This is a genomic window from Haloarchaeobius salinus (assembly GCF_024464185.1).
Lineage (GTDB): Archaea > Halobacteriota > Halobacteria > Halobacteriales > Natrialbaceae > Haloarchaeobius > Haloarchaeobius salinus.
The window spans coordinates 268,517-290,026 of record NZ_JANHAU010000003.1 but is presented as its reverse complement, the minus strand read 5'-3'; the positions used below and the strand labels follow the sequence as shown (position 1 = coordinate 290,026).

Annotated in this window: 22 protein-coding genes; 11 read left to right on the top strand and 11 right to left on the bottom strand. The window is 68.3% G+C overall.

Going from position 1 to position 21,510, the window contains the following annotated elements; all coding sequences use genetic code 11:
* Positions 1-82: 82 nt before the first annotated feature.
* The 7 genes from rpl12p to NO345_RS13900 all read right to left on the bottom strand — a co-directional run bounded on the left by rpl12p (position 83) and on the right by NO345_RS13900 (position 4,151).
* Complete coding sequence (gene rpl12p, locus NO345_RS13930) at positions 83-439, bottom strand: 50S ribosomal protein P1 (RefSeq protein ID WP_256300150.1); 357 nt, start codon at positions 437-439, stop codon at positions 83-85.
* A 5-nt stretch (positions 440-444) separates the two neighbouring features.
* Positions 445-1,494, bottom strand: a complete 1,050-nt coding sequence (locus NO345_RS13925; protein ID WP_256300149.1) for a 50S ribosomal protein L10 — start codon at positions 1,492-1,494, stop codon at positions 445-447.
* Positions 1,494-2,135 (bottom strand): 50S ribosomal protein L1, encoded by a 642-nt coding sequence (locus tag NO345_RS13920; RefSeq protein WP_256300147.1) that lies wholly within the window; start codon positions 2,133-2,135, stop codon positions 1,494-1,496. The genes NO345_RS13925 and NO345_RS13920 overlap by 1 nt, the downstream gene beginning before the upstream one ends.
* A 241-nt stretch (positions 2,136-2,376) precedes the next feature.
* On the bottom strand, positions 2,377-2,865 hold the full coding sequence (locus NO345_RS13915; protein WP_256300145.1) for a 50S ribosomal protein L11: 489 nt from the start codon (positions 2,863-2,865) through the stop codon (positions 2,377-2,379).
* A gap of 129 nt (positions 2,866-2,994) precedes the next feature.
* On the bottom strand, positions 2,995-3,309 hold the full coding sequence (gene cutA / locus NO345_RS13910; RefSeq protein ID WP_256300144.1) for a divalent-cation tolerance protein CutA: 315 nt from the start codon (positions 3,307-3,309) through the stop codon (positions 2,995-2,997).
* Positions 3,310-3,363: 54 nt separating this feature from the next.
* Positions 3,364-3,915 carry an Ig-like domain-containing protein gene (locus NO345_RS13905; protein ID WP_256300142.1) on the bottom strand — a complete coding sequence of 184 codons (552 nt, stop codon included), beginning with the start codon at positions 3,913-3,915 and terminating at the stop codon, positions 3,364-3,366.
* A 68-nt stretch (positions 3,916-3,983) separates the two neighbouring features.
* The gene (locus NO345_RS13900; protein ID WP_256300140.1) at positions 3,984-4,151 is read right to left on the bottom strand and encodes an HEWD family protein; all 168 of its coding nucleotides are present in this window, start codon (positions 4,149-4,151) and stop codon (positions 3,984-3,986) included.
* Positions 4,152-4,250: 99 nt separating this feature from the next.
* Between NO345_RS13900 and NO345_RS13895 the strand changes: the two genes are divergently transcribed.
* The 5 genes from NO345_RS13895 to NO345_RS13875 all read left to right on the top strand — a co-directional run bounded on the left by NO345_RS13895 (position 4,251) and on the right by NO345_RS13875 (position 12,894).
* Entirely contained in the window at positions 4,251-4,574 is a 324-nt protein-coding gene (locus NO345_RS13895; protein WP_256300138.1) for an EthD family reductase, read from the top strand.
* Complete coding sequence (locus NO345_RS13890; RefSeq protein ID WP_256300137.1) at positions 4,571-6,256, top strand: thiamine pyrophosphate-binding protein; 1,686 nt, start codon at positions 4,571-4,573, stop codon at positions 6,254-6,256. The genes NO345_RS13895 and NO345_RS13890 overlap by 4 nt, the downstream gene beginning before the upstream one ends.
* Before the next feature lie 78 nt (positions 6,257-6,334).
* Positions 6,335-9,142 (top strand): penicillin acylase family protein, encoded by a 2,808-nt coding sequence (locus NO345_RS13885; RefSeq protein ID WP_256300136.1) that lies wholly within the window; start codon positions 6,335-6,337, stop codon positions 9,140-9,142.
* Between the two features lie 70 nt (positions 9,143-9,212).
* Positions 9,213-10,184 carry an NAD-dependent epimerase/dehydratase family protein gene (locus tag NO345_RS13880; protein WP_256300135.1) on the top strand — a complete coding sequence of 324 codons (972 nt, stop codon included), beginning with the start codon at positions 9,213-9,215 and terminating at the stop codon, positions 10,182-10,184.
* Between the two features lie 85 nt (positions 10,185-10,269).
* Entirely contained in the window at positions 10,270-12,894 is a 2,625-nt protein-coding gene (locus NO345_RS13875) for a disk-shape morphogenesis protein volactin (RefSeq protein ID WP_256300134.1), read from the top strand.
* Here NO345_RS13875 and NO345_RS13870 read toward each other — a convergent pair.
* Complete coding sequence (locus NO345_RS13870) at positions 12,891-13,016, bottom strand: hypothetical protein (RefSeq protein WP_256300133.1); 126 nt, start codon at positions 13,014-13,016, stop codon at positions 12,891-12,893. The two genes, NO345_RS13875 and NO345_RS13870, sit on opposite strands and share 4 nt — an antisense overlap.
* A gap of 339 nt (positions 13,017-13,355) precedes the next feature.
* Between NO345_RS13870 and NO345_RS13865 the strand changes: the two genes are divergently transcribed.
* The 6 genes from NO345_RS13865 to NO345_RS13840 all read left to right on the top strand — a co-directional run bounded on the left by NO345_RS13865 (position 13,356) and on the right by NO345_RS13840 (position 20,003).
* Entirely contained in the window at positions 13,356-14,645 is a 1,290-nt protein-coding gene (locus NO345_RS13865) for an ABC transporter substrate-binding protein (RefSeq protein WP_256300132.1), read from the top strand.
* Position 14,646: 1 nt separating this feature from the next.
* A complete protein-coding gene (locus NO345_RS13860; RefSeq protein ID WP_256300131.1) occupies positions 14,647-16,671 on the top strand; it encodes an ABC transporter permease in 2,025 nt (674 codons plus the stop codon).
* Positions 16,671-17,468, top strand: coding sequence for an ABC transporter ATP-binding protein (locus NO345_RS13855; RefSeq protein WP_256300130.1), 798 nt, complete (start codon positions 16,671-16,673; stop codon positions 17,466-17,468). Before NO345_RS13860 ends, NO345_RS13855 begins: the two co-directional genes overlap by 1 nt.
* On the top strand, positions 17,465-18,184 hold the full coding sequence (locus NO345_RS13850; protein WP_256300129.1) for an ABC transporter ATP-binding protein: 720 nt from the start codon (positions 17,465-17,467) through the stop codon (positions 18,182-18,184). The genes NO345_RS13855 and NO345_RS13850 overlap by 4 nt, the downstream gene beginning before the upstream one ends.
* Before the next feature lie 79 nt (positions 18,185-18,263).
* On the top strand, positions 18,264-19,559 hold the full coding sequence (gene paaK, locus NO345_RS13845) for a phenylacetate--CoA ligase PaaK (RefSeq protein ID WP_256300128.1): 1,296 nt from the start codon (positions 18,264-18,266) through the stop codon (positions 19,557-19,559).
* Positions 19,560-19,613: 54 nt separating this feature from the next.
* On the top strand, positions 19,614-20,003 hold the full coding sequence (locus NO345_RS13840; protein ID WP_256300126.1) for a RidA family protein: 390 nt from the start codon (positions 19,614-19,616) through the stop codon (positions 20,001-20,003).
* Between the two features lie 7 nt (positions 20,004-20,010).
* Here the strand turns inward: NO345_RS13840 and paaI are convergent, their stop codons facing one another.
* From paaI to NO345_RS13825, 3 genes are read right to left on the bottom strand one after another with little or no spacing between them, the layout of a single operon-like run.
* Positions 20,011-20,427 carry a hydroxyphenylacetyl-CoA thioesterase PaaI gene (gene paaI, locus NO345_RS13835; RefSeq protein WP_256300123.1) on the bottom strand — a complete coding sequence of 139 codons (417 nt, stop codon included), beginning with the start codon at positions 20,425-20,427 and terminating at the stop codon, positions 20,011-20,013.
* Positions 20,424-20,903, bottom strand: coding sequence for a VOC family protein (locus NO345_RS13830; protein ID WP_256300121.1), 480 nt, complete (start codon positions 20,901-20,903; stop codon positions 20,424-20,426). The genes paaI and NO345_RS13830 overlap by 4 nt, the downstream gene beginning before the upstream one ends.
* A 59-nt stretch (positions 20,904-20,962) precedes the next feature.
* Positions 20,963-21,475, bottom strand: a complete 513-nt coding sequence (locus NO345_RS13825; protein ID WP_256300119.1) for a DUF8173 domain-containing protein — start codon at positions 21,473-21,475, stop codon at positions 20,963-20,965.
* Positions 21,476-21,510 lie beyond the last annotated feature (35 nt).

Genomic DNA, 21,510 nt, shown 5'->3' with positions numbered 1-21,510 from the left:
GAACGTCGGCCTTCGGCGGTCGCGACAGCCGCCGCTCATCGGTGGCTGCGTCGAAAGAAAGCTCGATTGCTGTGGCGCGACTTCAGCCGAAGAGGCCGCCGAGACCCTCGGCACCCTCGTCGGAGACGTCGTCGTCGTCATCGTCGTCGTCCGTCGTGTCCGGCACGTCGGAGACCTCCTCCTCGTCCTCGTCGCCACCCTCGTCGTCGCCGCCCTCGTCGGCCGGGGCAGCGCCGCCTGCGGCCGCGCCGCCGGCGGGGACTGCGGCCGCCTCCGAGACGGCCTCGTCGATGTCGACGTCCTCGAGCGCTGCGACGAGCGCCTTGACGCGCGACTCCTCGACGTCGACGCCCGCTGCGTCGAGCACCGCGGTGAGGTTCTCTTCGTTGATCTCTTCGCCCGATTCGTTCAGGATGAGTGCTGCGTAAACGTACTCCATTGTAGTTATCCGAACATGTTTCCGAGGCCCGCCGCGCCGTCCTCGTCGTCGCCGTCGTCTTCGTCGGCGTCGTCGGCGTCAGCTTCCTCGGTGGTGTCTTGGTCGTCGTCCGATTCGTCTTCGGCTTCGGTCTCCGCCTCCTCGGTCGCTGCAGGCGCTTCGATGTCCTGCAGCTCCTCCGGAAGCGCCTCGGGGTCGTCGAACGCTGCCGCGAGCGCGCGGACCTGCCCGTCGGCCTTGCGGACGAGGTCGTCCACGAGCTCCGGGCTCTCGACGGAGGCGTGCAGGCCGAGGCTCTTGGCCTCGCCCGTCGCCTTCGCGATGAGCGTCGGCACGGTGGCCGTCGTCGGGTAGGACGCGTTGACGGAGAGGTTGCGTGCGCGTGCCGCTGCGGTGGACACGTCGCTGCGGTAGGCCTCGATGTCGATGTCGAGGTCCTCCGGGTCGAACATGACGCCGTCGGAGTAGACGGCGCGCAGGTCGAGCCCGACCTCCTTCGGCTCGATGCCGAGTTCGCTCAGGACGTTCGCGAGCCCGTCAGAGACCTCCTCGCCCGCGCTCAGAACGTTCGAGTCCTCCGTGACGTGGATGGACCCGTCCTGGATGCGTGCGGCCGCACCGACCTGCTGGAGTTCGCCGACGAACGGCCCCGGGTCGACACCGGTGTCGCCCTCCGGGATGACGATGTCGTTCGGCGCGACTTCGCCAGCGTTGATGGGTGCGGGCGTCTTGCTCGCCTCGAGCACCTTGTACAGCGCGAACGGGTTGTCGTCCGTGCCGATGAGGCCGACCTGGCCCTCGATGTGCTCGGTGAGGCCTTCGATGCCCTCGTCGACCTCGTCGAGCGCACGCTCGAGCAGCGTGTTCCGGCTCATCCGGAGCTTCGTGTCCGGGTAGAGGTCCGCGCGCATCGCCTGGAGCTGTCGGCTCGGGATGCCCGCGACGTTGACGACGCCGACGCTCTGGAAGGACTCGATCATCTCGACCAGCTCGTCGACCTCCTCGACCTTCCACTGCGGAAGGTTCTCGGTCTTGCGCTCGGCTCCGGCGCTCATTATGCGCTCACCTCCACGGACGGCCCCATCGTCGTCTTCACGTAGATGGAGTCGATGTTGAGGGGGCCCTTCTCGAGGTTGGCCTCCAGCCGCCGGATGATGACGTCGATGTTGTCGGCGATGTCGTCCGCACCCATGTCCTCTGCACCGACACGGGTGTGGAACGTCCGCCGGTCACGGCTCCGGAGCTGGACGGTGTTCTTCATGCGGTTGACGGTCTCCACGACGTCCTCGTCGAGGCCGAGCGGTGTCGGCATCTTCCCTCGCGGACCGAGGATGGTCCCAAGGTGACGAGCGACGTCCTGCATCATGTCCTCCTCTGCGATGAAGAAGTCTGTTTCGTCGGCGAGGTCCTTCGCGGCGTCGTCGTCACCGCCCAGGTCCGCCAGACCGTCTCCGCCGAACACTTCGTCGGCGACGTCCTCGGCTCGGAGGGCGGTTTCGCCCTCGGCGAAGACTACGATCTGGGTTTCCTGACCGGTGCCCGACGGCAACACGACGGACTCGTCGATACGTTTCGACGGGTCGTTGAGGTCAAGGTCGCGCAGGTTGATCGCGAGATCGACCGTTTCGCGGAAGTTCCGCTGCGGGCCGTCCTCGAGTGCGCGAGAGACTGCTGTGACTATATCCTGGTCTGCCATCGTTCACCTCCGTAGTACGCGTAGTGCTCCTACGGGTCAGTGAAACAGGCGAAGCCTGTCTCGTCTCGACCGAAGCCCAGCCGAAACTTAAAGCCGTCGAAGTACGGGTCCTCTCGGGCGTACACGGGGGGTACACAGGGACGGTCGCTGGGGTCTCCGTAGTCGCCCGATAGATGCCCCGCTCTCCGTTCGCTACCGCTTCGGAAAATCCAGCGCCGGTCGAGCGACGAGCCTTCGCGGCCTACGCTGACGCTTCGGCCGCAAATACGTCGTCGTACTCGCCGTCGTCGATGCGCTGCTTGAACTCGCGCGGGTTCTCGCCCTCGATGGTGACACCGAGCGAGGTGCACGTGCCGACGACCTCCTTCGCGGCGTTCTTCAGGTCGTAGGAGAGCAGGTCCGACTGCTTCTGGTCGGCGATCTGCTTGACCTGTTCGACGGTGAGGTCGGCGACGAAGTTCTCCTGGGGTTCGCCGCTGCCGGTGTCGAAGCCGGCCTCGTCCTTGATGAGCTCCGCGGTCGGCGGGACGCCGACCTCGATGGTGAAGCTGCCGTCGTCGTCGTACTCGACGGTGACGGGCACTTCCGTGCCGTCGAACGGGGCGGTCTCCTCGTTGATCTGACTCACGACTGCCTGCACGTCGACGGGTGTCGGACCGAGCTCGGGACCGAGCGGCGGGCCAGGGTTGGCCTGGCCACCCGGAACGAGCACTTCGATGGTTCCAGCCATGCGTGAACGAATCCGTGCGCGAGTTTTAAGGATTGTCTTTCGACGCCGGGTGGGTCACGCTGGCATAGCACACCCACGGGTACCCGCCGCGTTTCGTCGAGACGACCGTCGCAGTGCGGCCGTTGGCGGTCAGCTCTCCCCGACCTCGACCGCGGAATCGAGCCACTCCTCGAACGGTCCCGTGGCGTCGGTCACGTCGAACCGCTCGATACAGGGCACGTCGTAGGGGTGCAGCTCCTCGGCCCGCGCCATCAGCTCGTCGCAGGCCCCGTCGGTCGTCTTCGCGAGGAGGATCTCCTCGTCGTCGCGGTGGACCTCGTCCTCCCAGCGGTACGTCGACCGGCAGCGAACGCGGTTGACGCAGGCCGCGAGGCGCTCCTCGACGAGCTGGCTCGCGAGGTCGGCTGCCGCATCGGGTGGCGCGGTGACGTAGACGGTCGGCATACCCGTGCCTGCGCGGCCCGGGGCAAAAACGACGGGGGATGGGCAGGTCGAGTGTCAGGCGCCCGTCGTTCCGTCTCCGTCCTCGACCCTGAAGCTCTCCGCGGGTCCCGCCGACGCGGCCGTTCCGGCGACGATGGCGTCGCACTCGTCCACGACGAACGAGAACCCGTCATCGTCGCCGTCGTCGCCGCCGACGCGGAGGCTCGCGTTCCGGGAGTGGCCGTCGTTCGGGCAGGACTGGGTCAGCCAGTCGTACGTCGCGGTGGCGTCGGTCTGCAGCGTGGCCGTCACCTCGTACTCGCCGTCCCAGCCGGCGACGTTCTCGAACTCGGCCGCCTGCCCGTCGTCGAGTTCGTACGTCCCCGAGACGACTGTCTCGTCGGTGTCGGTTCGTCTGAGTTCCACGTGGATGCGCAGCGTCTCCTCGTGGAGGTTCGCGAGGTAGAGGTCGTGGGGCGTGTTCACGCCACCGGACGTGGTCCCGTCGGTCGGCGTGTCGTCGGTGTCGCTGTCGTCGTCGGTGCCATCGTCGTCCAGCAGTCCGGTACAGCCGGCGAGCGAGGCCGAGGCCGCACCGACGGTCGCGAGGAGGGCGCGTCGCTTCATGCTCGGACGGACGACAGGAGACCATAACGGCCTTCTGTAAGCTGAAATCGGGATTTCAGCCCGTTCGACTACTCTGCGACGGGGTTGAACGTGCCGTTGATGTCCCACTCGTGGATGCAGAACCGTTCGCCAACCTCGCCGTCGGCCACGCGCCAGGACTCGCTGTCGTCGTCCCAGCGCTCCTGTCGGCCGCACCGCTCGCACGTTCGGGCAGTCGGTCGCTTCAGTTCCGTCATACCGTCCAGTGAGACGGCGAGGTACAAAAGCTCACGCGCCCCCGGCAGGTTTCCCCCACCGGTAGAGCCAAGGGCGGGCCGGGCGTCGTTCCGACCGTTATGGTGAAGCTCGTCAACCTCCTCGTCAGGCAGGACGACCTGTCGCACGAGGAGTTCGTGGAGTACTGGTACGAGGAACACGTTCCGCTGGCGAAGCAGCTGCCCAACGCGAACAAGTACGCGACCAGCGTCCCGACCGCGCCCGAGCGCAGCGAGTACGACGGCATCGTCGAGCTCTACTTCGACGACATGAGCGACCTGCAGGCCGCGTTCGAGTCCGAGGTCGGACAGGAGGTCCAGGCCGACCTGGCGAACTTCGCGAAGCCCGACGCCGGGCCGACGCTGTACGTCGACGAGACCGTCCAGATGGGCGGGGACGAATGAACACGGCCGAACGAGTCGTCGAGACGCTCTCCGCGCTCGGCACCGAGTACGTCTTCGGCTACCCCGGCGGCCGCGTCATCGAGGTGTTCGAGACGCTCGCCGACCACGACGAGATACAGGTCGTCCGCCCGCGCGACGAGCGCGAGGCGAGCGTGATGGCCGAGTCGTACGGCCGGATGACCGGCCAGCCGGGCGTCCTCGCGGGACAGGGACCGTGGGTCGGCAGCCTCGGCAACATGGGTCAGATGGAGGCGCGGCTCGCGTCCTCGCCGATGGTCGCCATCACGGAGGCCAGCGAGCGCGGCGACTACTCGACGCTCGCGCCGTACCAGCAGTCACGCGGCGACTACGGCGGGCTGGCGCTCCCGAAGATCCTCGACGGGGTCACGAAGGAGTGGTGGTTCCCGCGGAGCCCGACCGAGACGGTCCGCTCGACCCAGCTGGCGTTCAAGCACGCGACCGCTGGTCGCCCCGGGCCGACCGCCGTCATCCTCGACGGCGACGCCGTCAGCGAGGCGTTCCCGGAGGACGCCATCCCGCCGGTGTGGGACGACGAGCGGCAGGTACAGAACTGGCAGGCACAGCCGACCGACGACGACGTGGCGGACGCCGTCGAGGCGCTCGAATCCGCCGAGCGACCGGTCATCATCTCGGGCAACGGCGTCCACGCCGCGGACGCCTACGACGAACTCCAGGCCGTCGCCGACGCCTACGACGCCGTCGTCGCGACCTCGTACCTCGGGAAGTCGACGATTCCGGAGACCCACGAACGGGCGTCCGGCGTCATCGGCTCGTTCGGCCACGAGGGCGCGAACCAGGTGGTCAGCGAGGCCGACACGCTGCTCGTCGTGGGCTGCCGGATGAACCCGATGGACACCAACTGGCAGGCCGCGTCGTTCATCCGACCGGACGAGCAGACCATCGTCCACGCCGACATCGACACGCGCAACGCCGGCTGGGTGTACCCGGCCGACGTGGGCCTCATCGGCGACGCCGCCGAGTCGCTCGCCGCGCTCGCCGACGCCGGCGGGAGCGAGAACGGCTGGGCGAAAGAGCGCGCCGCGGGTGCCCGCGATGACTTCGCCGTGCCCGAGTGCGAGTCCGACGCGACGCCCATCATGCCCCAGCGGGCGTGCAAGGCCATCGAGAGCGTCGTCGACGGCGACACCGTCGTCACTGCGGACTCCGGCAACAACCGATTCTGGCTGCTCAACTACCTCCAGACGCCCGACACCGGCACCTACTACGGCTCCGGTGGCGTCGGCGGGATGGGCTGGGCGGCCCCCGCGGCGGTCACGGCCGCCCTGCTCGGGAAGGACGCCATCGCTGTCGCCGGCGACGGTGGCTTCACGATGACGATGACCGCGGTCGAGACGGCGGTCGACCACGGCGTCGCGCCGACGTTCGTGATACTCAACGACACGAGCCTCGGCATGGTCCGGCAGATGGACGACTCCATCCCCGGCGTCGAGTTCCACGACACCGACTTCGTGCAGGTCGCGGAGGCACTCGGCGGCGAGGGCCACCGGGTCACCGACCCGGCCGACCTGGAGCCGACGCTCCGGGAGGCGAAAGCGAACGACGTGCCGACGGTGCTCGACGTGCGCATCGACCGCGAGCCCGACATGGCGGAGACGCTCCAGTCGTCGTTCTACGCCGAGGTCGGTGGGCTCCACGAGTAGGCTGCTCTCCGTTCTTCCGTATAAAGTGGCCACATAGGCGGCCCAAGCTATACTACTTGTTTCTTGGTAGCACGCTACATGGGTGACAACCAATGGCAGTCACCGGGTGGAGTCTCTCGACGGAACGTGTTGCAGGCCGGCGTCGGGCTGGCGACCGCGGCCGCCGTCAGCGAGACGACGCTCGCGTACGAACAGACGGCACAGGACACCGAGGTGACCATCAGACGGGACGGCTATGGCGTCCCGCACATCTACGCTCGTGACGGCGAGAACCGGACGCCGGTGTTCTTCGGGTACGGCTACGCGACCGCCGAGGACCGGCTGTTCCAGCTTGAGCTCTACCGGCGCTACTACCACGGCACCGTCGCGGAGGTGTTCGGGCGGGACTTCGTCGAGTTCGACATCGCGGCACGGCAGAACACGTTCACCGAGACGAGCCTGAGCGAACAGCTCGAGTCGATGGACCAGGGCAACCGCGCCGTCATTCAAGCGTTCGCCGACGGCATCAACCGTTACATCGAGTCCGTCCGGAACGGTGACCGGGAGTTCCACCGGGGATTCGTCGACAACGGCTTCGAACCCGAGCCGTTCGACGAGGAGGACGTCGCCGGGATGTACGTCGCCAGCATGGCGTACTTCAGCGGCTTCCAGCTGGAGACCCTCGGCGCGACGGCCCTCGACCTCCTGACAGCCGAAGTGGGCGAGGAGGCGGCGATGGACCTGTTCGAGGACCTCAACTGGGGGAACGACCCCGGCGCGCCGACCTCTGGTGTACAGCCCGAGGGCGTCTACGAGCCACCGTACACCCCGGCCGGTGACGACGCGGGCAGCGGGGGTGGGCGATTCTCGCCGACAGAGCGCGGTGCGACCGGCCGTCAGAACACGCCCTCGAACCGCGTCACCGGTGGCGACTACCGCATCCCGACGAACGCCGCGGCCGTGCACGAAGCCGAGATGGAACGTATCAGGACGCTCGCGACAGGACTCGTCGACCTCGGCCTCCCGCTGAAGTACGGGAGCAACGCGCTAGCGGTGCAGGGCGACGTGACCGACAGCGGCGACGCCCTCCTGATGGGCGGCCCGCAGATGGACTTCTCGACGCCGTCGGTGATGTACGAGGCCGGCCTCCACGGCCCGGACTTCGACGTCGCCGGCATCACCGTCGCGGGCTACCCGTTCATCATGTTCGGGCGGAACAACCACGGTGCGTTCACCTCGACGGCCGGCATCGACAACTGCATCCAGACGTTCGTCGAGTCGATCCAGACGAACGCGGAGGGCCCGGACACCTACGAGTTCCGGGGCGAGCAGCGCGAGGTGTACGCCGAGGAGCAGACCATCCCGGTCGCCGGGGGCGAGGACCAGACGGTGACGCTCCGGCGCACCCACCACGGCGTCGTCACGAACTGGAACCCCGACGCCGGCGAGGCCGTCGCCCAGACGAAGTCCTACGCCGGCCGCGACATGAACTCGTGGGCGGCGTTCTACGAGTCACAGTTCGCCGAGAACGCCGAGGAGTACGGGGAGGCCGCACGGCAGTGCGACTACGCGCTCAACTTCATGTGGGCCGGCGACGACGGCGACATCGGCTACTTCCACCTCGGGCGCTACCCGGACGCCGAGTCCGTCGAGTGGGACACCCGCCTCCCTGCCGACGGCACGCAGTACGAACTGACCGACGACGACTACCTCCGGGCGGCCGACGAGGAGGTGCCGTACAGCATCAACCCGCCGCGTGGCTACTCCGCGCAGTGGAACAACAAGCCAGCACCGGACTGGAACAACGGTGACCTCAGCTACTCCTGGGGCACCGACCACCGCGTCCAGCGCATCATCAACCTCGTCGAGAACGAGCTCGAGACCTCGGGCTCGGTCGGCTACGACGACCTGAAGGACGTCGTCTACGACATCTCGTTCGTCGACCTGCGGAGCATCCGGTACCGCGACGCGCTGCTCGACGCGCTCGACGGGGCCAACCTCACCGACACACAGCAGGCCGCTCGCGACGCGGTGGCGGAGTGGGACCACTACCGACAGGGCGAAGGTGGGGAGTTCACCGGGCAGTATCCCGTCGGCTACACCGTCTGGAACGCGACGTTCCCGAAGATGCTCCAGAACGTCTTCGTCGACGACTTCCCCGGCGCGTACGGCCCGGCTTCGTACTTCCTCACCTACCGGTACGGACGTGGGACCATGATGCGGCTGCTCAATCCGGACGAGACCACGCTCGACCTGGGAACCGACTACGCTCCCGACGGCGTCGAGACGGCGTTCGTCGACGCCTTCACTGCGGCTTGTGACGAGCTGGCGGACCAGTACGGCGACGACGTCTCGGGCTGGCGTGCCGAGGCCCGACTCGACGAGCTCGACAACCTCGCGCTGTTCGGGATGCCCATCGGCGTCGGCGACGCCGGCGACATGCCGTGGGTGAACCGTGGTACCGAGAACCACTTCGTCCGGATGAGCGACGACCCGACCGCCGAGAACATCCTGCCGCCGGGCAACTCGGGGTACGTCGCACCGGACGGGACCACCAATCCCCACTACGACGACCAGCTCGAGATGTTCGTGAACTTCGAGTACAAGCCGCTGCTGTTCGACGACGCGGCCGTGGAGGCGGCCACCGAGTCGACGACCGGGCTCGAGCTGGGGTCCGACGACGGGACCGGGACCGACACCGCGACGTCCACGCCGACGCCGACGGCCACCCCGACCCAGGAAACGAGCGATGGCGGGATGGTGACCGAGGGAACGACGGACGGCGGCGACGACGCCGGCGGTGACGGTGGCACACCGGGGTTCACCGCGACGCTGGCCGGCGGTTCCATCCTCGCCGGGCTGCTGGCGAAACGCCTCTCAGACGGCGACGACGAGTCGGCGGACTGAGGTGCCGGATCGACGGGACTCGGTACCGCGACGAGAAGCTTTTTCGGCACGCTCGCTGAACGTTCGTCCAATGTCGGACTCGACCGTCCTAGTCACTGGTGGTACCGGATTCATCGGTTCGTACGTCGCGAAGGACCTGCTCGACCACGGGCACGACGTGGTGGCGTACGACCTGTCGACGGACCCGCGCATCCTCGAGAAGCTGGGTATCGCCGACGAGGTGGAGATTCGCCGCGGCGACGTGAGCGACCCGACCGATGTGGTCAATGCGGTCGCCGAGACGGACACGACGCACATCGTGCATCTCGCCGCATTGCTGACGAACACGGCGGAGTCGAACCCGCGGGCGGCGATGCAGGTGAACGTCGAGGGGACGAACAACATCTTCGAGGCCGCGCGAACGCTTTCGGACCAGGTCGAGCGTGTCGCGTGGGCGTCTTCGGCGGCGGTGTACGCGCCGCCGGCGAACTACGACGACGGCGGGGACTGGTGGGTGACCGAGGACGACCTGGTCTACCCGGATACGCTGTACGGCGCGACCAAGGAGTACAACGAGCACCAGGCACGGGTGTACAACGAGGAGTTCGGCGTCGACCACGTCGCCATCCGGCCCACCGTGGCGTACGGCCCGTACCGCGAGACCGGGGGGTCGGCGTTCCTGGCGAACATCGTCGAGAAGCCGGCGGTGGGCGAGTCCTTCAGCGTCGAGTACGGCGACCAGGAGATCGACTGGCAGCACGTCGAGGACATCGCGCAGGCGTTCCGGCTGGCGGCGTTCACGCCCGAGTCGGACCTCAGCCAGCGGGTGTACAACGTCCGGGGCGAGCTGGCGTCCATCCGCGAGGCGGCCGAGACAGTCGAGTCCATCATGCCCGACGCGGAGATCGAGGTGAGCGACGAGGGCGAACTGCCGTGGACCCAGCGCCTGGACATGACCGCGTTCCAGGAGGACACCGGGTACGAAGTCGAGTACGACCTCGAGTCCGGCTTCCGGAGGTACATCGACGTGCTCCGCGAGGAGGCCGGCCTCGAACCGCTGTAACGGCGAACCGCGACGACACCACTCTCCTTCCCGGTCGGTCACAACGACCAATAGCTCCCCCCGTCAACCGGCCGTGTAGACGGACATGGTGACTGGACTAGACTTCGGAACGGACCGACTCCGCGTCGCCCGTGGCGACCCGGACGACCCGACGCTCGCCGATGCGCCGGCGCTCGTCGCGACGGTCGACGCGGACGCGCTCGCCGACGCCGGCCTCGACCTCGACGACCTCGCGCACGCCGAACGCGACGGGACCGTGTACGTGGTGGGGGAGGACGCGAATCGTGCAGCCGACGCGACGGGCGCGACGGCGGAACCGCTGTTCGTCCGCGACGTGCTCGCCGCCCGCGACGGCGCGGGCGAGGCGCTCGCAGCACTCGTCGAATCGATTGTCGACGACCCCGACCGCGCGTGCTACACCTCGCCTGGCACCGTCGTCGACGCAGACCTGCCGACGGAGGCTCACCGCGAGGCCGTCGCCGACGCGCTCGGATCGGTGGGTTTCGACGGGACACCCATCCACACGGGGTTGGCGACCCTCTACGGCGCGGCCGAGGACGACGACTACACCGGCCTCGGCGTCGCGGTCCGACCGGAGTCGACCGCGGTCTGTCTCTCCTACTACGGCGTCCCCGTCGTCGCCTTCTCCCTCCCGACCGGCACCGAGGACGTAGTCGAGCGAGCGGCCAACACCGCCGACGCGAGCACGAGCGACGTGCGCGTCGCGCTCTCGGCGTTCTCGCTCGGCCCGGACACCGCCGCGGGCGGGGTCGAGGGCGCGCTCGCGGAGGCGTTCGACGGGCTGGTCGCGGACCTCCTCGCGACGCTCGAACGCGAGGCCAGCGAGGGCGACGTTCGCCCGGGCGTCTCGGCCCCGGTCGTGCTCGCCGGCGAGGGGGCGGTCCCGGGCCTCGAACTCCTGCTCGGTGGCCGCCTCGACGACTCCGGCGCGCCCGTGTCCGTGTCGTCGGTACGGCGGGCAGAGGAGCCCGTGGCCTGCCCCGCCCGTGGCGCGTTCGTCGCCGCGGTGGCCGATGTGGACGCCTACGAGGCCGTGGCGTGGTCGGACGCGGTCGAGAGCGGGGACGACGACGCCGGGTCGGGCGGCGAGACCGCGGCGGCGTCGGCGACAGCCGGCTCCGCGATGGCGGGCGCGTCCCCGGCTCCGGCGGACGGTTCGCCCGGTCGGAGCCCCGAGGACGACTCCGCGAACCGGGCCATCGACCAGATGTTCGACCGGCTCGGCCAGCGCGACGACGAACTCGACGAGGTGCAGGCTGCGGTCGACGAGCTCGCCGACCGTGTCGAGGCACTCCGCGACGAGGCCGCCCTCGCGACGGACCTCGAAGACGTGGCCGACAGGCTCGACGATGTCGCGACCGGCCTCTCCGCGCTGGACGAGACCGCGGCCACTGCAGCCGACCTCTCCGCGCTGGCCGGGCGCGTGGACGAGCTCTCGACGCAGCTCGACGAGGCGAACGACAGCATCGACGACGCGGTCGACCGGGTCGGCGACCTCGAACGGCGGACGAACCTGAACGGCTCGCTGCTGGAGGACCTCCGCGGCGAGCTCGACGGGACCGCCGCGGACCTCTCCGCGCTGGCCGACCGGCTCGCCGACCTCGACGAGCGTTCCGTAGACACGGATACCCACGCAGCCCTCGAATCACGCGTCGACGAGGTCGCGACGGATCTGGAGGAGCTGGGGAGCGAGGTCGACACAGTCGCCGACGAGCTCGCGGAGCTTCGGTTGGACCTGACCACCGACCTCGCCGCCGTCGAGGAGGCGCTCGACGCGACCGGCGACGACCTCGCCGCACTGCGCGAGGAGAGCGCCGCCGCCGAGCGGGTCGACGCACTCTCGGAGCGGCTCGACGACGTGGCCGCCGACGTGGAAGCAGTCGAAGACGACGTCGCCGCCGTCGAGGCGAGCGTGGACGCCGTGGACGAGGACGTCTCGGCCCTCGGAGAGCGCGTCGACGACAGGCTCGCGGAGATCGGTTCCGACGTCGATTCGGTCGACTCCCGGGTCGCTGACGTCGACGGGCGCGTCGAGGAGCTCGATTCGGGCCACGACGAGCTGGCGGGACGAGTCGACGGCCTCGCAGACCGGGTGGACGATGTCGCCGACCGCGACGCGCCGAGCACCGAGGACCTCGCCGCGCTCCGGGCCGGCGTGAGCGACCAGCACGACGCCGTCGACGAGGTGCGGTCGACACTCTCGGACGTCCGTGCCGACACCGACGACGTTGACGAACGTGTCGAGACCGTAGTCGGTGATGTCGAATCAGTCGCCGACGAGGTGGAGCGGGTCGATGCCGAGTCGGCCGATGCGACGGCCCACGAGTCGCTGGCCGGGCGGGTCGCCGACGTGGAGGACCGCGTGGACGACCTCGCCGACGAGGTCGAGGACACGGGGGATGACGACCTGGCCGGGCACGTCGACGAGCTCGACACCCGGCTCGACGAGTTCGACGCGCTCTCGGACCGGCTGGACGCGCTCGAGGAACGGGTCGGGTCCGATGAGGCGGTCACGACCGGGGAGCCGGCAGGGACACCCCGGTCGTCCGCCGTCTCCGCGGGCATCGTCTCCGGGGCCGTCGCGGCGGGACTCGTCGGGCTGGCCGGTGCGGTCACGAACCCGATGGGCGGTGGGTTGTTCGGCCTCGCAATCGCCGTCGTGGTCGGCGTGGCCGCGCTGCTGCGCTAGTCGGCCGACCGCCTCAGTTCTGGGTCCGGCTGTACCGGGCCCGCTCTCTGTTCGTCGCCCGAGATCCGCTCCAGTTCTGGGTCGGCGTCCCGGCGCTGAGCGGCGTCGTCCGGGTCGACCATCTCGGTACCCCTCGACGTCCCCGATATCGTGCTTCTGGCGCGGCTCCTGTCCGATGGACCCCGGCCGTTCCTCGATGGCGAGGCAGTCGGTCGCGTCCTCGCGGGCCCGCGCTGCGACGTCCTTCGTCGCGTCGTGGGCCCGTGGGCCCCCGGTATCGAGTTCCGAGTGGAGTTCGCGGCGGCGGGTACGAAACTAGATGAGACAACTCCATACGGTATTTTTCGTGTTTCTCACCGACGGAACCGGGATTGCGTCATCGAGATCGGTGATGTAGTTCATAAATACCCCGGACATGTGCGGGCGAACTGATTTAGGGTCTATTTAATAAATGTTCATGCATGGCACGGGGTACCAGTAATCGCAAGCAGCGCACCAACAATAAAGGGGAGTCGAGTGGGTTCGGGTCCCGTCGTAACTTCCTTCGAGCCACGGCCGGGGCGAGTGCCCTCGGACTGGCAGGCTGTCTCGACAACATCGGTGGTGGTGGAGGCGGCTCGGAAACAGTCACCTACGGCGTCGTCAGTCCGATGTCCGGCGCGTACAGCAGTCTCGCACCCGGCCAGCGCAACGGCGCGAAACTCGCCATCCGGACCCTGCAGGAGGACGACGACTTCGACTTCGACATCGAGGGGGTCTACGCGGACGGCCAGACGGAGGACACAGCCTCGGTGCAGGCCGCCGAGCGGCTCGTCCAGGAGGACGGCGCGAACTTCATCATGGGGAACATCTCCAGCTCCGTCGCGCTGGCCATGAACGAGTTCGCCGCCGATGAACAGGTCATCTACAACCCGGGGGCGGCCGCGGTCCCCATCACGGGTGCGAACTGCAACGATTACGTCTTCCGGACCGAGACGAACACGGCACAGATCGCAGAGGCCGTCTCGGAGTACACGGTCAACAACCTCGGGACGGACGTCTGGTTCCACATCGCGGACTACGCGTACGGGACCTCGGTCCAGAACCGGGTGACCCAGCGGATGGAGGAGGCGAACTCGGACCTGAACGTCGTCGGGAGCACGGCCTCGCAGCTCGGTTCCTCGAACTTCGACACGTACATCTCCGAGATCGACAACTCCGACGCCGAGGTGGTGGTCATCGGCATGACCGGCGGCGACCTCATCAACTTCACCGCACAGGCCGTCGAGGCCGGCATCACCGAGGACAAGGACATCATGGCCCCCACGATGACGTTCCAGGTCGTCCGGGGCGCGCTCGGGTCGGCCGCGTACGGGCTGTACGGTGGTGTCCGCTACATCGCCGACCTCGACAACCCCGCGAACAACACGTTCCGCGAGGCGTACATGGACATGGAGGAGAACGAGTCCGGCGCGCCGCCGGACAACTTCGCCCGCGTCGGGTACCAGTCCATCATGATGACCGCGGAGGGCATCAAGGAGGCCGGTTCGACCAACGTCGACGACGTCATCGACGCGCTGGAGGGGCTGGAGATGGACTCCATCCTCGGCACCAACCAGTTCCGGGCCTGCGACCACCAGGCGCTCAACCCGACGTGGATGGGCCAGTGTGTCGAACCGGACTCCGGCGAGATGGCGGACGTCGAGCTGCTCTCGAAGGTCGAGGGCCCCGACGCGATGATCCCCTGCGAGGAGACCGAGTGCTCACTGTAAGATGTTAGACCTGCCCCTGGTCACGGCCGGTGCCACACTCGACCAGCTCATCAACGGGCTCACGGTCGGGATGGTGTACGTCCTCCTCGCAGCCGGGCTGTCCATCATCTTCGGCGTGATGGACGTCATCAACTTCGCCCACGGCGAGCTGCTAGCCCTGGGTGCGTACTTCGGTGTCGCCATCACGACAGCCGGTGTGGGCAACTTCTGGATCGCGCTGCTCGTCGCACCGCTCGCGGTGGCGGTGCTCGGGGCCGGGATGGAACGACTGACCATCCGCCCGCTGTACGGCAGGGACCCGCTGTACCACATCCTGCTGACGTTCGGGTTGGTGCTCATCTTCGTCGACGCCATCGAGCTCGTGTGGGGCACACAGCCTCTCGGGACGCTCGACGTCGGCGCGCTCGCCGGCACGATCACCGTACTCGGCTTCCAGAAGACGCTGTACAGCTACTTCGTCATCGTCGCCGGGTCAGCCGTCGCCCTCGGTTCGTGGCTCGTCCTCGAACGAACCCGGTTCGGGCTCGTCGTCCGCGCCGGGTCGATGGACCGCGAGATGGTCCGTCACCTCGGCATCGACATCGACCGCTACTACACGCTCGTCTTCGCGTTCGGGGCGTTCCTCGCCGCCTTCGGTGGCGTCATCCTCGCCGGCCGGCAGTCGGTCGGACCGGGGATGGGTGGCTCCGTCATCATCCCGGCGTTCATCGTCGTGGTGCTCGGCGGCCTCGGGAGCTTCCGCGGCGCGGTCGTCGGCGGCTTGCTCGTCGGCGTCGTGGAGGTGTTCGTGCAGTGGCAGCTCCCGTTCCTCTCGGGGCTCGTCGTGTTCATGCTGATGATCGGCGTCCTGCTCGTCCGGCCGCAGGGGCTGTTCGGCAGTCCGGAGTGGCACGACCCCGGCGAAGGGGGTGAACTGCTCACGGCCGCCGGGAGCGGCGTGTTGACCGGGAGACAGCGGCGGCTCATCGGGCTGGGGGTGGTCGCGTTGCTGCTCGTCGCCCCGCTCGGTATCGGGGTCCTCTACGGCCCGTTCTACGTGAACACCATCGTGGTCGACATCCTCATCTGGGCGCTGTTCGCGCTCAGCCTCGACCTCGTGATGGGCTACACCGGCCTCGTCTCGCTGGGGCACGTGCTGTTCTACGGCCTCGGTGCGTACGCGACGGTGCTGTTCGCGCTGTACCTGGTGCCCTCGATATGGCTCGCGCTGCTGGCCGGCATCGTCGTCGCGGCGCTCATCGCGTGGGTCGTCGGCTACCTCTCGATCCGGGTCTCGGGGGTGTACTTCTCGATGATCACGCTCGCGTTCGCCGAACTGTTCGCCAGCCTGTCGCTGAAGATGCCCGGGCTTCGCACCGAACTCAACCCGACGCTCGACTCGCTCGGCCTGCCGACGATTCCGCCGCTGAGCAACGGCGAGGACGGCATCGGTGCCGAGGCGTTCCACTACGGCATCTCGTCCGGCCCGGAGTTCGGCGACGTCTCCCTGCTCGGGGAGATACACCTGTACTACTACGTCATCGTCGCGCTCGTGATCGGCTCGTACCTCGTCTCCCGGCGGCTCATCGACGCGCCGTTCGGGAGCGTGCTGCAGGCCATCCGCGAGTCCGAACAGCGCGCGTCGTTCCTCGGCTACGACACGACCGCGTACAAGCGCCGTGCGTTCGTCATCAGCGGCGCGCTCGCGGGGCTGGCCGGGGGACTGCGTGCGACCCAGAACCTCGGGCGCGCCTCGCCCGGCTTCCTCGACTGGCTGCTGTCGGGCGAGGTCATCGTCATGACCCTGCTCGGCGGGATGGGCACGCTGTACGGCCCGATGGTCGGCGCGGCTGGCTACCTCTCGCTGGAGGAACTGCTGCTCGGCGTCGGCGTCGAGCAGTGGCAGGGCGTGCTCGGCATCGTGTTCGTCCTGTTCGTCATCTTCGTCCCGCGTGGCATCGTCTCGATCCCGTCGCTGGTGAAACAGCGGGTCGACGCCTCGTCGGAGGCACCGCCCGAGGGTGAACCCACGGAGGTGTCCGACTGATGGCGACCGCAGACGACGCCACGACGACGTTCGGCACCGGCGAGGTGGTGCTCGAGACGAACGGCCTGACCCGTCGCTTCGGCGAACTCACCGCCGTCGACGACCTCGACATCGAGGTCGAGCGCGGCGAATTCCGGAGCATCATCGGCCCGAACGGGGCGGGCAAGACGACCCTGTTCAACCTCATCTCGGGGGCACTGCTCCCGAGCGAGGGCTCCGTCATCTTCGACGGCGAGGACGTCTCGCACCTGCGCCCACACGAACGGGTCCACCGCGGCATCGGGCGCTCGTTCCAGATCACGAACGTCTTCGGCGGACTGACCGTACGCGAGAACGTCAGACTCGCCGCGCAGGCGGTGCTCCGGGAGCGCTCGCCGGTCGACAACGCGTTCCGGCACAAGGACTCGTTCGACGACCTGAACGGACGGACCGACGACGTGCTCTCCCGCATCGGGCTCGGCGAACGCGGCCACGAGCAGGCCAGCACGCTGGCCTACGGCGACCGTCGCCGGCTCGAGATCGGCCTCGTACTCGCGACCGACCCACAGCTCGTCATGCTCGACGAGCCGACCGCCGGCATGAGCGCCGATGAGACACGCGAGACGATGGAGCTCATCGGCGAGGTGCTCGGCGACCGGACGGTGCTGCTCATCGAACACGACATCGAACTCGTCATGAACGCGTCCGACCGCATCACGGTGCTGAACCGCGGGGAAGAGCTGGCGACCGGGCCGCCGGCGGCCGTCGCCGACAACGAGCAGGTCCAGCAGGCCTACCTCGGTGGTGGTGTGCTGTGAGCCTGCTCGAACTGGAGGACGTCCACGCGGGCTACGGCGAGACGGAGGTGCTCTCCGGCGTCACGATGGACGTCGAGGAGGGCGAGGTCGTCACGCTCGTCGGCCGCAACGGCGTCGGCAAGACGACGACGCTGCGGAGCATCGTCGGCGTGGTCGAACCGACCGCCGGCGAGATCCGGTTCCACGGCGAGGACATCACCGGCTCGCCGTCGGAGGCGGTCGCGCGGGACGGCATCGGGTTCGTCCCCGAGGAGCGCCGGGTGTTCCCCGGCCTCACCGTCACGGAGAACCTGAAGATGGGCCGCTTCGGCGGGGCGGACACCGCCCACCGCCGGAGCGTCGAGGACATCTGGGAGCTCGACGCCTTCGAGAACCTCCGTGAGCGCAAGGACAGCCGGGGCACCGACCTCTCCGGCGGCGAACAGCAGATGCTCGCCATCGCACGGGCGCTGGTCGCCGGAGCGGACCTGCTGCTGCTCGACGAGCCGACGGAGGGGCTCGCCCCCATCATCGTCGAGCGCGTCGCAGATCTCGTCACGGAGCTCAACGAGGAGGGTATCACGGTCCTGCTCGTCGAGCAGAACGTCGCGGTGGCCTCGGCACTGGCCGACCGCGTCTACATCCTCGACAAGGGCGAGATCGTCTACGAGGGGACGCCCGAGGAGCTGGACGCGAACGAGGAGGTCCGCGACAGACACCTCGGCGTCAGCATGTGACCCTCACACCAAATCTTACGGTACAGCGCGCGAAACGACCGATCGAACGTCCGCAGTCACGACAACGACGTCACCACACATGACATACAACGACATCGAAACCGCGTCACGCGACGAACTCACCGAACTGCAGAACGAACGGCTCCAGCAGACCGTCCAGCACGTCTACGATAACGTGCCGTGGTACCGGGAGACCTTCGAGGAGGCGGGCATCGCCCCCGAGGACATCGAGAGCGTCGACGACATCTCGAAGCTCCCGTTCACCACGAAGGAGGACATCCGCGACAACTACCCGGACGACCTGTTCGCGGTGGACCACAGCGAGCTCCGGCGCGTCCACGCCTCCTCCGGCACGACGGGCAAGCCGAAGATCGTCGCCTACACCGAGGACGACCTCGGGGTCTGGCACGAGGTCATGGCCCGCTCGCTGTACGCGGCGGGCGTCCGCGAGGGCGACATGGTCCAGAACTCCTACGGCTACGGGCTGTTCACGGGCGGTCTCGGCTTCCACGACGGCGTCGAGGAGCTCGGAGCCTGCGTCATCCCGACGGGCGGCGGCAACACGGCCCGCCAGCTCGACATGCTCCAGGACATGGAGTCCGACGTGCTCTCGTGTACCCCGTCGTACTGCCTCTACCTCGCGGAGTACGCCGAGGAGCATGACATCGACATCAAGGACCTCCCGCTCGAGCGCGTCGTCATCGGTGCGGAGCCGTTCACGGACCCGATGCGCGAGGAGATCGAGGAGGCGCTCGACGTGACCGCCGTGGACGTCTACGGCCTCTCCGAGATCATCGGTCCGGGTGTCTCCATCGAGTGCGAGGAGGCACAGGACGGCCTGCACCTCTGGGAGGACCACTTCTACCCGGAGATCGTCGACCCGCAGACCGGCGAGGTGCTCGACGAGGGCGAGGAGGGCGAGCTGGTCGTCACGTCGCTCACGAAGCAGGCGTTCCCGATGATCCGCTACCGCACCGGCGACATGACCCGCCTGAACTACGAGGAGTGCGAGTGTGGCCGCACCATCGTCCGGATGGACAACATCACCGGGCGGGCGGACGACCTGCTCATCGTCCGCGGCGTCAACGTCTACCCGAGCCAGATCGAGGAGGTCATGGTCGACATGGCCGACGTCGCGCCGTACTACCGCATCGACCTCTACCGCGAGGGCTCTCTCGACACGATGGAGCTGACCGTCGAGCACGACGAGTCCTACGACGGCACCCACGAGGAGCTCGAACGTGACATCGAGAGCAAGCTCAAGGACGTCCTCGACGTGAAGCCCGACGAGATCGAGGTCGTCGGCCCGGGCGTCATCGAGCGCACCGAGGTCGGGAAGGTCAAGCGCGTCTTCGACCACAGGGAGGAGGAGTAGAACCGCGCCCCGTTCGAGGATACTTTCTTGCGGTCGTCTCACGTCCGGTGAGCCATGCGACGGACACACGTCTCCTCCGGCACGGAGTGGGAATCGACGGTCGGCTACTCGCGGGCGGTCAGGGTCGGCGACCGGGTCGTCGTCTCCGGAACCACCGCGACTGATGCCGAGGGCGACATCGTCGGCGAGGGCGACCCGCACGCCCAGGCGATGCGGGCGTTCCGGAACGTCGAGTCGGCGCTGAAAGAGGCGGACGCCGAGCTCTCGGACGTGGTCCGGACACGGATGTTCGTCGCGGACGCCGACGACTGGGAGCAGGTCGGCAGCGCCCACGGCGAGTTCTTCGCCGACGTGCGGCCAGCGGCGACGATGGTCGAGGTGGCGGGCTTCGTCGACGACGCGATGCTGGTCGAGGTGGAGGCGGAAGCCGTCGTGACTGGGTGAGGTCGGTTCAGTCCACGAAGCGGTACACGCGACCCCGGAAGGTCGCGACCCGCTCGCCGTCGGCGGTGACGGGGATCTGGTACTCCGCGGTCCGGCCGGCCATGTGCGATTCCCGGGCCTCGGCGCGGAGCGTGTCGCCGACCTCGACGGCGTCGAGGTAGCTCATGTTGGTCTCGAGCGCCACCGCCGTCGTGCCGTGGGAGTTCGACGCGGCGGCGAAGGCGGCGTCGGCGAGCGAGTACACCGCGCCGCCGTGGGGCGTCCCGTGGAAGTTCAGCATGTCCTCGGCGATGGTCAGCTCCAGTGTCGCGGTGCCGGGGCCGAGGTCGACGAGTTCGATGCCGAGCTTCTCGCAGTACGGGTCGGACTCGATGCGCTCGCGCACCTCCGACGGGATATCGTCCTCGGCGGCGTCGTCGCTCATGCGCTGGTCACCTCCTCGACGCGGCCGCCGTTGACGAACAGCTCCTCGGGCGGGTCGCGGCCCTCGGGGTAGTCCTCGTGGTACTCCATCAGCTGGAACAGGGTGCCGGTCGGGTTGGCCGGCGAGACGAACGCCTCCGTCCAGGTGTCGAACTCGGCGCGGTCGACGACGCGGAGCCCCTCGGCCTCAAGCGAGTCCGCGACGGCGTCGAGATCCGCCACCTCGAGCGTGACGTGGTGCAGCCCCGGCCCGTTCTCGGCGAGGAACGTCGTGAGGAAACTGTCGTCCTCGATGGGCTCGATGAGCTCGACCCGCGAGGCGTCGCCGAGGCGGTAGTACACCCAGCGGAAGCGGTCCTCGACGGTCTCGTCGTTCATCTTCTCGCAGCCGAGCGCGAGCAGGACGGGTTCGGCGTCGGCCACCGATTCGACGGCGATGCCGACGTGGTCGACCCGGATGGGCACGTCGTGGGTCATGTGGTCGGGACACACGTACGACGGCGACAAACCAATTCGGGTGTCGGCAGGCGTTCCGGTCAGTCCAGCCAGTCCCGAAGCACCGCACCGAAACCGGCCGCGCCGATGCAGAACGAGACGATGCCGCCGATACCGGTCAGCACGAGCAGGCCGTTGAGCCCCGCCGCGACGAGCAGTGGGACGAGCCACTCGTCGGGGGCTGGCTTGACGAGTCGCTCCGCGATGGCGAGGTAGCCGATGGTCGCGCCGACCGCCCAGACGAGGCTCGCGAGGAGGGCGAGCGGGATGGCGAGTACGATGCCGATGATGGTGACGGCGAGCAGGACGGTGACGACGACGAGCGCGAGGAGGAGCACGAGCCCGTAGACGAACGACCCGACGACGTCCTCACGGACCGTCTCCATCTTCCGACGCGTGTAGTCCGGGGCGAGCGCGATCATTATGGCCCCGACGACGAGCGTCGTCAGGAACGCCGAACCCGCCGAACTACCGAGGTTGACGGCCACGTCGAGACCACCCGGGTCGGGGTCGAACCCAGGCTGGAGGACGACGTGGTTCACGGCTGGTATCATACCTGGTACACGTCGCCAGACCGGAAAAAAGCTTC